This is a genomic window from Planococcus dechangensis (genome assembly GCF_042654465.1).
Classification (GTDB): Bacteria; Bacillota; Bacilli; order Bacillales_A; family Planococcaceae; genus Planococcus; species Planococcus dechangensis.
The window spans coordinates 60,572-72,592 of sequence record NZ_JBHSGL010000002.1 but is presented as its reverse complement, the minus strand read 5'-3'; the positions used below and the strand labels follow the sequence as shown (position 1 = coordinate 72,592).

The window sequence follows — 12,021 nt, the reverse complement described above, 5'->3', positions numbered from 1 at the left end:
TATAGGAGGGATTGTCATGTTTAAGCCTTTAGGTGCTAATTTTTTTGAAGCGCCGACACTTGATTTGTCGCGCGATTTATTAGGGAAAATATTGGTTCATGAACTGCACGGCGGCATCGTCGCAGGCCGTATTGTCGAAACCGAAGCCTATATGGGTGCGGAAGACCGTGCGGCCCACAGCTTCGGCAATCGCCGTACGAAAAGGACGGAAATCATGTTCGGAAAAGCCGGACTTGTTTATACGTACCAAATGCACACCCATACACTGCTGAACGTTGTCAGCGGCCCGGAAGATACGCCGCGCGCCATCCTCATCCGTGCCGTCGAGCCGGTTGAGGGGATTGATTTCATGGCGGAGCAGAGAGGGCAGCACATGCCGATGAAGCAATGGACAAGCGGTCCCGGCAAACTGACGAAAGCGATGGGCATCACGATGGATTATAATGGCCATCATTTCACTGAACGTCCGCTTTATATCGCGGATGGCGATGCCGTGCATGCGGTGTCTACAGGGCCGCGCGTCGGCATCGGAAACTCGCAGGAGGCGGTCCATTACCCGTACCGCTTTTGGGAATCGGAAAACCCGTTCGTCTCCAAATTCCGTCCTTGATCCAGATGTTTAAGCTTTCCAATTCGTGGAATATAGATAGGGAGCATTTAAACAAAAGGAGTGAAGGAAAGTGGCAAAAATTGCAACGTTAATTACAGACATGTTTGAAGATGTGGAGTATACAGAACCGGCGAAAGCCTTTAATGAAGCAGGCCATGAACTGATCAATATCGAAAAGGAAGCCGGCAAGAAAGTGACCGGCAAACAAGGCGAAGCAGTGGTCACTATCGACAAAGGCATTGACGAAGTCAGCCCGGAAGAGTTTGACGCATTGCTATTGCCTGGTGGATTCTCGCCGGACCAATTGCGTGCAGACGACCGTTTCGTGAAATTCACGAAAGCGTTCATGGATGCGGACAAACCGGTCTTCGCAATCTGCCACGGGCCGCAGCTATTGATTTCTGCAAAAGCTTTGGAAGGGCGCGATGCAACAGGGTACAAATCGATTCAAGTTGATATGGAGTATGCTGGCGCCAAAGTCGTCGACAAAGAAGTGGTTGTGTGCCAAAACCAATTGGTCACAAGCCGCCAGCCGGATGACATCCCAGCATTCAACCGCGAGTCGCTGAAATTGCTCGAAAAGAAATAAAGGCAGATTAAAACCGCTCCTATATAAGGAGCGGTTTTTGTATGGAAAAATTTAAGAAACATTTACAAATGACCCCTTGCATACATAAGCGATCGCTTATATAATAAATCCATTGCCGAAAAGAGGTGTCTTGCATGGACTATAAACAAATGGAACAAAGCTTGAAAGCGTTAAGCGATGAAACCCGTATGCTGATTTTGAAATATTTATCGAAAGAGGCATTGTGCATTTGTGAATTCACGGAATTGCTCGAGATGACACAGCCGGCCATCAGCCAGCATATGCGCAAACTCAAGCAAGCTGGGCTGATTTGTGAAGAAAAGCGTGGGCGTTGGACAATTTGGTCGCTAAATAAAGACCATGCGCTGTTCAGCGTGCTGACAGCATTGCTGGACATGTTGCCGGAGCCGGAGCGCACGGTGGAATCACTCATTGCCGAAGGGAAGAAAGTGAACTGCAGCTAAGGAGATGGAATGTAAATGGATGTTTGGTTAGCAATTATTATTTTTCTTATTACACTGCTTTTTGTCATTTGGCAGCCACGCGGATTGTCGATCGGCTGGTCGGCCATTGCCGGTGCCATTGTGGCATTGTTGTTCGGAGTCGTTGATTTTGGCGACGTCTGGGACGTAACGGGGATTGTGTGGAATGCGACATTGACCTTTGTTGCGTTGATTATCATCTCGTTGATATTGGATGAAATCGGCTTTTTCGAATGGGCTGCGCTGCATATGGCGCGGTTCTCGAAAGGCAGCGGGTTGCGCATGTTTTTGCTTGTCACATTGCTTGGTGCAGTCGTGGCGGCGCTTTTCGCCAATGACGGGGCGGCGCTGATTTTGACGCCGATCGTTCTCGCCATGGTGAGGGCGTTGAAGTTTAGGGATACGATGATTTTGCCGTTTATCATGGCTTCTGGATTTATTGCGGATACCGCGTCACTTCCGTTTATCATCAGCAACTTGGTCAATATTGTCTCGGCTGACTTTTTCGGCATCGGCTTTACGGAATACGCGCTGCATATGTTCGTGCCGAACTTGTTCAGTATACTTGCCAGTATGATCGTATTGTTTTTGTTCTTCAGAAAAGACATTCCGGGGCGCTTTGATCCGAGTGTGTTGAAGAATCCCGCATCGGCCATCAAAGACATCCGTATGTTCCGCTTGTCCTGGGTCGTGCTCGCGGTGTTGTTGATCGGTTATTTCATGAGCGAGTCACTCGAAATCCCGGTCTCCTTCATCGCCGGCTCGATCGCCATCATCTTCTTGGCCATTGCGCGTAGCAGCAAACACGTCGAGACGATGACGGTCCTGCGTGGTGCACCATGGGCGATTGTCTTCTTCTCGATCGGCATGTACGTCGTCGTCTACGGCTTGCGCAATGTCGGCCTGACTTCTGTACTCGCGCAAGCGATTGAGTGGACGGCGGGACATGGCTTGTATGCCGCGACGATCGGCATGGGCTTTATCGCAGCGATCTTATCTTCAGGCATGAACAATATGCCGACTGTTATGATCAATGCACTCGCGATCGCCGAAACCAATACCGATGGCGTCATGCGAGATGCTTTGATCTATGCCAATGTCATCGGTTCTGACCTTGGCCCGAAAATCACGCCGATCGGCTCACTGGCGACACTTCTGTGGCTACATGTATTGAAAACCAAAGGTGTGGAAATCAGCTGGGGCTATTATTTCAAAGTCGGCATTATCCTCACCGTCCCTACTTTGTTCATCACACTGACCGGCTTGTATTTCTGGCTGACGGTGCTGAATTAATTCCATGACAAAAAGCGTCCGTCATTCAACTAGGAATGGCGGACGCTTTTATTTTAATTTAAAAACTTGGCTAAGTAGATCTCGTTATGCTCTTTTCCGTTGATGACCAAGGAGCGGCGGCGCGTTCCTTCCGCTTCAAATCCGGCTTTTTCATACAGCTTGCGGCCTCGTTCGTTGCCTTCAGCGACAGTCACTTCCAGGCGGGTGATGCCTTTTTGTTTTGCCCAGTCCTCTGCTTTTTCGAGCAATGACTTGGCAATGCCTTTGCCCTGTGCTTCTTTTAATAAGCCTAGAACTAATTCTGCCCGGTGGGAAGCACGCTGTGCGTCACTGCCGATGACCATCAAATAACCGACATGCTGCCCATTTAAAATGGCAATGATGATTGCTGAATGGCCATTTTGCTTCCATTCGATGATTTGTTTTCGGACGCGTTGTGTAGATAGGGAGCGCTCATCTTTGCCGTATAGCATAAAATCGGATTCGGCTTCCACGGTTTTTTGCAGCATCGCCAGCGATCGCGCATCTCCGTGTTCAGCGGTTCGAATCAATAAGATATCTTTGTCTTCTGCGTCTTTATCCGCGGCTTTATTATCGGCATCCACTTTTTCGAACACCACGAAACGGTCAGGTTCAACTTCTGAAACGCGATAGCCTGCGTCCATCCATGCATGAAAATGTTTGGCGGGGGGTTTTGACTTTTTCCACCAGCTTTTGTTCAAGTAAGCCGCGTTGGGTAAGTTCTGACCCATGATCTGCTCAATTTCTGAGAAAGTCAGGCGGATGCTGGAATTTGTAGCAGATTGAAAGTAATGGGACAAGGGAATGTATTTCTTTTCCAGTAATATAGTCACAAGCATCTCTTCCTTCCGAAAACATAGAATTAGTTAGTCATATAATACCATTCCTATGTGCTAAAGTACATAGTTATTTATAAAATTACTGATAATTCTAAAATCATTTCTATATATTGTTGTTGTTATGCTGTTTTTGTGTAGGTTTTCAGTCGCAGGTTTTTTCTAGTCAGGCAACTTGTGATAGAATAATCACAGAAACTACCACAAGCCAGGAGGCTATTATCCATGTCAAAAGTTTTTGTATTAGGCCATAAAAATCCAGATACTGATTCGATCTGTTCGGCAATTGTCTACGCCCATTTAAAGAGAGAACTCGGTATGGATGCTGAAGCGATCCGCCTCGGTGAGCTGAATAATGAAACGCTGTATGCACTCGAGCAGTTCAAAGCATCGACACCGCGTCTTGTAGAGCGCGCAGCAAGTGAAGTCGAGCAAGTCATTCTCGTCGATCATAATGAACGCCAGCAAAGCATCAATGATATTGACGAAGTGCAAGTGATTGAAGTCATTGACCATCACCGTATTGCCAATTTCGAGACAGCAGACCCGGTTTACTTCCGTGCAGAACCTGTCGGCTGCACAACGACAATTCTTCTGAAACTTTACAAAGAGCATGCGGTGACTGTGCCAGCAGAAATGGCTGGCTTGATGTTATCTGCCATTATTTCTGATTCCTTGCTTTTCAAGTCGCCGACGTGCACAGAGCAAGACGTTCAAGCAGCGAAAGAACTGGCGGAAATCGCCGGCGTCGACGCACAAGAATACGGACTCGCCATGCTGAAAGCAGGGGCGGACCTCAGCAATAAAACATTGGAAGATTTAGTATCACTCGATTCGAAAGAATTCGAAGCGGGCGGCCACCGGTTTGAAGTGGCACAAGTGAACGCTATCGATGTATCTGAAGTAATGAATCGCCAAAAAGATCTGGAAGTTCTGATCGGTGATATCGTAGCGACAAAAGGGTTGGACTTGTTCGTGTTTACGGTTACCGATATTTTAAACAATAATTCTGAAGCCATCGTCCTCGGACGCCGCACGGATATTATCGAAGGAGCTTTTGGCTCCGAAGTGACGGACAACCGTGTGCTCATGCCCGGCGTCGTCTCCAGAAAAAAACAAATCGTTCCGGTTATTACCGAGGCTTTAAGCTGATTCCCATTTGGGGAATCAGTTTTTTTGGATCCAATTGGCAATTCTTTTCAAGCATAAAAATTGTGGCGTTCACCCGTTCATTGCTATAGTAAGTGGCGAGGTGAATAGATATGAAAATTGAAGTTTGGTCAGATTATGTTTGCCCATTCTGTTATATAGGGAAACGCACGCTGGAACAAGCACTCGAGCGCTCCGGCTATGCGAGTCAAGCGCAAGTTACTTTTAAAGCATATGAGCTGGATGCTCAAGCTCCAGTAGATTCCGATAAACTAGCGTATGAACATTTAGCGGAAAAAATGGGGCAAAGCCTCGAACAAGCGAAACAAATGACGGCAGGTGTTGCAGAGCACGCCAAAGCTTTCGACTTGCACTATGATGTGGAAAATATGCCCCACGCCAATACGTTTTCGGCGCACAGGCTGGTCAAGTGGGCCGAAACCCAAGGCGGGGACCGTCAGATGACAGAGCTGTTGATGCATCATTATTTTGAAAAAGCCCACAATATCAGCAATACAGAAACATTGCTCGTGATTGTAGAAAAAGCAGGGCTTGACCGTGAGCAAGCCGCAGCCGTGTTGACGTCAGATCAGTTCCAAGACGAAGTTGAAAAAGATATCCAAGAAGCGCAACAAATCGGTGTGCAAGGCGTTCCGTTTTTCGTTGTCAACCGCAAATACGCTATTTCTGGTGCCCAGCCGCTTGAAGCGTTCATCGAAGCGCTGGAGCAAATCGGGGAAGAAGAAGGTGTCCGGCCGGCCCTCAAGCCAGTCGGCAAAAAACAAACGAGTTTCTGTTCAGGAGACTCTTGCGATGGGGGTTAAGCCAAGCAAGCCCGTTGACTTTAATAAGTTAATTACTTATAATTGAAAAGTCTTGAATTAAAGAATAATAATAATAGCGCAAAAGGAGTTTTACAGTTGAAAAATATTTTAGTCGTAAAAGCTAATAACCGTCCAGCTTCTGAGGGCGTTTCAAGTAAAATGCACGAAGTCTTCATGAAAAACCTAGAAACAGATGCAGTGGTCAATACATTCGATGTATTCCAAGAAGACATGCCGTATTTCGGTCAAGATTTCTTCGATGCTATGCAAAAATCCGCACAAGCTGAAGAGTTAACGGATTTGGAGCAGCGCATTTTGACAGCTGCCAATAAAGCAATGGACGCATTCATGGATGCAGACGTTATTGTGTTTGCTTTCCCGCTATGGAATATGACGATCCCTGCACCGTTGCAGACATTTATCGATTATATCTACCGGGCAGGCATGACGTTCAAATACACAGCTGAAGGCCCGGTCGGCTTAGTTCCTGAGAAAAAAGTCATCATCTTGAATGCACGTGGCGGCGTCTACTCGACTCCAGAAATGGCACCAAGAGAAATGAGCGTCAACTATGTTCGCGCCATCATGAACTTCTTCGGCATCATGGACATCGAAGAAGTAATCATCGAAGGACACAATATGTACCCGGACCGCGCTGAGCAAATCATCGCAGACGGTATGGATCGCGTAAAAGATTCTGCAGAGTCACTTTCTAAAGTAAGCGTAAACGCATAAGATTGAATTGGAAAGACGGAAACGCCACGGCGTTTTCGTCTTTTTTGTTTTGGGGAGAAATATGGATGATTGATTAACGAGCGGATGATAGATGAGAGAAAAAATATGAATCCGTTATAGATTAAGAAAAACAGTATTTTTTGCTATGAAATATCCAATCCATAGCACGAAACCACTCTTTAATCAAACTAGGTTAACTCCTGAGCTACATGTAATGATCCAAACCACCCGCCCCCTAGGATGCAAGCATCAGCGAACAAAAAAGCAGCCCCGCGTAAACGGGTGAAGCGAAGCAATGAGACAAGCGGTATTCCTAGCTCATTGCGGAAGCTCAACCTAAAGCGGGGCTGCGACTTCGTTGCAGATGAAAAAGTGAATGGGCTTTCTTGTGGCTGACAACTCCAATAATCTTCATCTTCATTTATTTGCCCGACTCTCACTATGTTCAAGCCTCGCAAGGCAAAGCCTCGTGCATTCGTTTGCTCCCACATCTGCTATGCAGATGCGTCGCAAATAAATGAACTCAGCTGCCCTTCGTTCATTTATTGATTACCATTTTCCCTATAAGGGTAGACAAACAATAAGCAAAACATTCCATAAAGGAGGGGCAGCATGCCGCATAATGAACAGCAAAGCCGTATACCTGAGTCGAAGGAATCTTTTTGGAGAGCGTACAAGGAGTTGCCGGACTACCCGGCTTTTACAGGCAATAAAACCACAGAAGTCGGAGTGATCGGGGCAGGTATTGCCGGAATCATCACCGCTTATTTGTTGGCGAAAGAAGGCAAAAAAGTGACCTTGCTGGATGCCGGAAAATTAATCGATGGCGTCACGGGCTACACGACCGCAAAAATATCGGCACAGCATGGGTTGTACTATGCGCAGTTGATAAAAACAGCCGGTGAACAGCAAGCGAAACTTTACTATGAAGCCAATATGGAAGGTTTGAAGTTTATTGAGGAGACCTCAAAAGAACTGGGCATCGACTGTGATTTCTCACACCAAGACGCATTTATATATTCAACGCAAGATTCTAGTGCCAAACTCGTGAGAAAAGAAGCGGAAGCCTACCAGCAACTGGGCATAGATGGTGGATTGGCGCGTGAAGAATCAGAGCTGCCTTTTCCTGTGACAGAAGCGCTGGTTATGCGCAACCAGGCGCAATTCCACCCGGTGAAGTTTTTGACGGGATTGGTGAAAGAGCTGGAGAAAATGGGGGTCGACATTCACGAACAAAGTCGTGTCGTAAAGATTTTAAGCAAAAAAGATCCTGTCATCCAGACTGAAAACTTATCGCATTTGTCATGCGACAAAGTGGTCGTTGCCACGCATTATCCGTTCAATGATTTTGACGGTATGTATTTCTCACGCTTGTCTGTCAACCGCTCCTACGCGATTGCGGTCAAGGCGGAAGGGAAAATCCCACAAGGCATGTACATCAGTGCCGACAGCCCGTCCCGCTCGATTCGCTTTACGCCGGGCGAAAACGGCGAAAAGCTGTTGCTGCTTGGCGGCGATGGACATGCGGCTGGCCAAAGTTCAGTCGATACGATGGAACATTACGAGAACTTGGCGAAGTTCGGTGAGGATTATTTCGGTCTGACGGAAATTCCTTATCGCTGGTCATCACAGGATATGACGACTTTGGATAAAATACCATATGTCGGCACGATCACTGCCGGCTATGAGCATATTTTAGTCGCGACCGGGTTCCATAAATGGGGGATGTCAAACGGAGCTGCGGCAGCACGAATTTTGACGGACCAGATTGTCGGCCGTGAAAATCCTTATGCCGCACTGTTTGATCCGACACGCGCGAAAACGAAAACCGCCGATGCGGCAAGCTTCCTGAAAGACAATGCATCGGTGGCCAAAGAGCTCGTGACCGGAAAGCTGAAGAAACCTTCGAAGACTGTCGACGATCTGGAAAAAGGAGAAGGCGGCCTTGTGAAAGTGGATGGCAAAAAAGCGGGCGGATTCCGCGACGAGTACGGTCAAGTGCATCTCGTCAAACCGACATGTACACACATGGGCTGTGACGTAGCTTGGAACCATGCGGAAACATCCTGGGATTGCCCGTGCCACGGCTCGCGCTTTTCATATACAGGAGAAGTATTGGAAGGCCCTGCGGTGAAGCCGTTGAAGAAATTAGAGGGCGGAATGTAATCCAGTACAACGCAAAAACTGCCGAGGTTTCTCGGCAGCCTGCAAAAAAGAAGCAGCCAAGGCTGCTTCTTTTTTTACGTTTTATGCTGGGTTTGCTTGAATTTCCAAGTTTAGCTTGATGTCTTCGCCGACAAGTACGCCGCCTGTTTCAAGTGCTTGGTTCCATGTCAAACCAAAATCTTTGCGGTTGATTTTGCCGTTGACGCTGTAAGCTACAACTTCCACACCCCAAGGGTTTGTTCCTTTGCCGCCGTACTCAGCTTCGAATGTAACTGGGCGTGTAACGTCTTTAATCGTCAAGTCGCCGACCAATTCATACTCATCGTCGTCTTTTTTACGGATGTTTGTCGCGTTGAATTTGATATGTGGATGCTGTTCAGCGTCGAAGAAATCTGCCGAACGCAAGTGGTTGTCACGGTCAGTGTTGTTTGTATCGATGCTAGTCACATCAATTTGGAAATCGATCAATGCATTTTCCAGGTCACTTTCGTTTGCTTCCACCTGTGCTTCATATGAAGCGAAAGAGCCTTTTACTTTTGAGATCATCATGTGTTTGACGGAAAATCCGATTTCTGAATGCGCTTGGTCTACTGTCCATTTTTTCATGTGTAATTCCTCCAATTTCTAATGTGTTACCCTTACTATAAAGAGTTAATATCTCGAAGTCAATACTTTTTAATTAAAATAGTTTTAATTAAAGATAAAATTTATAAAGACTTTAGTCCTTAACAGCACAATATCGCTTGTCAAAACATGATGAAAAATGGATACTATTAAGAGTGAAAAGTTTAGAAGGGATTTGCTTGGAATGATGAAAGAGAATTGGTTGACGGATTTGCGCCGCTTTGTGGCAGAAGATCACGTCAAAATGGATGAGCCGCTGCACTTGCATACATTGACGAAAATGGGCGGGCCGGCCGATATATTTGTAGCACCGACAACTGAAGATGAAGTAGCTTATACTGTAAAATATGCATATGACAATGATATCCCGCTATTGATGCTTGGGAATGGCTCCAATATGGTCGTCCGCGATGGTGGCGTCCGTGGAATCGTGCTGACGTTCAAGAAGTTGAACGGTATCATGATCAATGGAACAACTGTAATTGCACAAGGTGGCGCCGACATTAAGAAAGTATCGCGCGCAGCAGCAGACCGCCAGCTGACTGGTATGGAGTTCGCGTGCGGAATCCCGGGCTCGATCGGTGGCGCAATGGCAATGAATGCCGGAGCATACGGCGGCGAGATCAAAGATGTCATCGTCCAGGCGACAGTCTTGACGAAAGAAGGGGAAAAGCTGGTCTTAACGAAAGACGAGCTGGAACTCGGCTACCGGAAAAGCATCATCACGAAAAAAGGCTTTTACGTCCTGTCTTCCGAGTTCGGTCTCGAAATCGGGGAGCAGCGGGTTATTGATGCGAAAATGTCTGATTTGACTTTCCAACGGGAAAGCAAGCAGCCGCTTGAATTCCCGTCTGCTGGAAGTGTCTTCAAACGGCCGCCTGGAAATTTTGCAGGCAAGCTGATCCAAGAAAGCGGATTGCAGGGCAGAGGATTTGGCGGAGCGGAAGTTTCCACGAAGCATGCCGGATTTATCGTCAATAAAAACAACGCGACAGCCAATGATTATATCCAAACCATCGAAATGGTGAAGAAAGCGGTGTTCGAAAAATTCGGCATCGATTTGGAGCTTGAAGTAAAAATCGTCGGCGAAGATATGGCTTGAGTTTAGCGGCAGCACTCCTTTTCGGGAGTGCTGCTTTTTTAAATAGTGCCATTATTATGGTATAATGAATTCAAAGTAATTTTCGGGGGTAGGTGGTCAATATACAAGGTTTTACTGTAGATGGCGTGATTCTCTTCGGCGGAATTTTCCTCTTAGCCGGAGTCTTGATGACGAAAGTATCGGCTCGTGCCGGTGTCCCCTCGCTTGTCTTGTTTATGTTCCTCGGTATGCTCTTAGGCAGTGATGTTTCCGGACTTATTTATTTCTCCAACGCAGAAATTGCGCAAATGGTTGGAATTGTTGCCCTCATTATCATTCTCTTCGAAGGTGGTCTCCAAACCCAGTGGAAGCATATCCGTCCGGTTCTCGGCGGTTCGCTCGTCCTGGCAACGCTTGGGGTATTGATTACGACAGGGATTGTCGCTGTAGCAGCTTATTACGTCTTCGATCTGACGTGGCTCCAAGCACTGCTGCTCGGTTCGATTGTCGGATCGACAGATGCAGCAGCGGTGTTCTCGGTTCTTGCGGGCCAGAACATCAAATCGAAGATTTCCTCAACACTCGAAGCGGAGTCAGGAACGAACGATCCGATGGCGATGTTTTTAACGATTGCTTTCGTTCAATTGATTATGATGCCGGAAACTTCGGTCTGGTCCATGTTCGGCAGCTTCCTTCTTCAAATGGGTCTTGGTGCAGTGCTTGGGCTTGCGCTTGGTCTTTTTGCATCGTGGACCATCAACCGGATACAGCTTGATGCATCCGGGCTTTATGCGGTGCTCGCTGCGGGTTTTGCAATATTTATCTATAGCTTTACAGCTGTCTTGGGCGGGAGCGGCCTGCTTGCAGTCTACTTAGCGGCACTTGTGATTGGTACGCGTGATTTGACGCATAGTTACTCGATCGTCAGCTTCCACGAAGGATTTGCTTGGTTGATGCAGATTCTCATGTTCATCATTCTCGGGCTGCTTGTTTTCCCGAGTCAGTTGGCGGATTGGGAGCTCATCTGGAAAGGGCTTGTGTTATCATTCGTGTTGATTTTTATCGCGCGGCCAGTTGCTGTATTTATCAGCACAGCATTCTTTGATTACGATCTGAAAGAAAAATTATTCATGTCATGGGCAGGACTTCGAGGAGCGGTCCCGATCGTCTTGGCGACGTTCCCGATGCTCGCCGGTGTGGAAAACAGCATCCTGTTTTTCAACATTGTTTCCTTTATCGTTTTAACCTCTGCGTTGTTGCAAGGTTCGACGATTCCGTTTATTGCCGAAAAGCTCGGATTGAACGGCCGTCCGGTTCCGAAACGCATTCATTCACTTGAATTGGTGTCGATGGACCGTGCCAACGCGGAAATGCTCGAAGTGGAGTTATCGGAAAAATCACCGTTCGCCGGCCAATTGGTCCAGACGATCGGCCTTCCGAACCAAACCTTAATTAGTGCTATTATCCGTTCCGGAAAACTGGTTATGCCGACCGGAACGACGCGTCTGAGAAAAGGGGATGTGTTGTATGTCCTTACCGAAAAGAAACAAGTGCCGAAAGTGAAACTGGTGCTCGGCGAAGAAGATTTCGTCAACTAAGCTTGCCTTATGG

12 protein-coding genes are annotated in these 12,021 nt (G+C 47.2%); 10 read left to right on the top strand and 2 right to left on the bottom strand.

The features are described from left to right. The first annotated feature begins 16 nt into the window (after nucleotides 1-16). The 4 genes from ACFO5U_RS00875 (at nucleotide 17) to ACFO5U_RS00860 (ending at nucleotide 2,974) form a co-directional block, all read left to right on the top strand. Nucleotides 17-610: a DNA-3-methyladenine glycosylase gene (locus ACFO5U_RS00875; protein ID WP_377275834.1), complete on the top strand. Its 594-nt coding sequence runs from the start codon at nucleotides 17-19 to the stop codon at nucleotides 608-610. A gap of 70 nt (nucleotides 611-680) precedes the next feature. Then, complete coding sequence (locus ACFO5U_RS00870; protein ID WP_377275832.1) at nucleotides 681-1,199, top strand: type 1 glutamine amidotransferase domain-containing protein; 519 nt, start codon at nucleotides 681-683, stop codon at nucleotides 1,197-1,199. Between the two features lie 134 nt (nucleotides 1,200-1,333). Then, a complete protein-coding gene (locus ACFO5U_RS00865; protein WP_377275830.1) occupies nucleotides 1,334-1,663 on the top strand; it encodes an ArsR/SmtB family transcription factor in 330 nt (109 codons plus the stop codon). 15 nt (nucleotides 1,664-1,678) lie between these two features. Then, a complete protein-coding gene (locus ACFO5U_RS00860; protein ID WP_377275828.1) occupies nucleotides 1,679-2,974 on the top strand; it encodes an arsenic transporter in 1,296 nt (431 codons plus the stop codon). 53 nt (nucleotides 2,975-3,027) lie between these two features. Here the strand turns inward: ACFO5U_RS00860 and ACFO5U_RS00855 are convergent, their stop codons facing one another. Further along, nucleotides 3,028-3,834 (bottom strand): GNAT family N-acetyltransferase, encoded by an 807-nt coding sequence (locus tag ACFO5U_RS00855; RefSeq protein ID WP_377275827.1) that lies wholly within the window; start codon nucleotides 3,832-3,834, stop codon nucleotides 3,028-3,030. 222 nt (nucleotides 3,835-4,056) lie between these two features. Between ACFO5U_RS00855 and ACFO5U_RS00850 the strand changes: the two genes are divergently transcribed. The 4 genes from ACFO5U_RS00850 to ACFO5U_RS00835 all read left to right on the top strand — a co-directional run bounded on the left by ACFO5U_RS00850 (nucleotide 4,057) and on the right by ACFO5U_RS00835 (nucleotide 8,705). Next, nucleotides 4,057-4,983, top strand: coding sequence for a manganese-dependent inorganic pyrophosphatase (locus ACFO5U_RS00850; RefSeq protein ID WP_377275825.1), 927 nt, complete (start codon nucleotides 4,057-4,059; stop codon nucleotides 4,981-4,983). A 110-nt stretch (nucleotides 4,984-5,093) separates the two neighbouring features. Continuing rightward, nucleotides 5,094-5,804 carry a DsbA family oxidoreductase gene (locus ACFO5U_RS00845; protein ID WP_377275823.1) on the top strand — a complete coding sequence of 237 codons (711 nt, stop codon included), beginning with the start codon at nucleotides 5,094-5,096 and terminating at the stop codon, nucleotides 5,802-5,804. Nucleotides 5,805-5,900: 96 nt separating this feature from the next. Further along, entirely contained in the window at nucleotides 5,901-6,539 is a 639-nt protein-coding gene (locus tag ACFO5U_RS00840) for an FMN-dependent NADH-azoreductase (RefSeq protein ID WP_377275821.1), read from the top strand. A 612-nt stretch (nucleotides 6,540-7,151) separates the two neighbouring features. After that, complete coding sequence (locus ACFO5U_RS00835) at nucleotides 7,152-8,705, top strand: FAD-dependent oxidoreductase (RefSeq protein ID WP_377275819.1); 1,554 nt, start codon at nucleotides 7,152-7,154, stop codon at nucleotides 8,703-8,705. An 81-nt stretch (nucleotides 8,706-8,786) separates the two neighbouring features. Here ACFO5U_RS00835 and ACFO5U_RS00830 read toward each other — a convergent pair whose 3' ends face one another. Further along, complete coding sequence (locus ACFO5U_RS00830; protein WP_377275817.1) at nucleotides 8,787-9,311, bottom strand: YceI family protein; 525 nt, start codon at nucleotides 9,309-9,311, stop codon at nucleotides 8,787-8,789. Between the two features lie 202 nt (nucleotides 9,312-9,513). On the opposite strand from ACFO5U_RS00830, the gene murB reads away from it, so the two are divergent. Beyond that, on the top strand, nucleotides 9,514-10,431 hold the full coding sequence (gene murB / locus ACFO5U_RS00825; RefSeq protein ID WP_377275815.1) for a UDP-N-acetylmuramate dehydrogenase: 918 nt from the start codon (nucleotides 9,514-9,516) through the stop codon (nucleotides 10,429-10,431). Between the two features lie 101 nt (nucleotides 10,432-10,532). Continuing rightward, the gene (locus tag ACFO5U_RS00820; RefSeq protein ID WP_377276421.1) at nucleotides 10,533-12,008 is read left to right on the top strand and encodes a potassium/proton antiporter; all 1,476 of its coding nucleotides are present in this window, start codon (nucleotides 10,533-10,535) and stop codon (nucleotides 12,006-12,008) included. Nucleotides 12,009-12,021 lie beyond the last annotated feature (13 nt).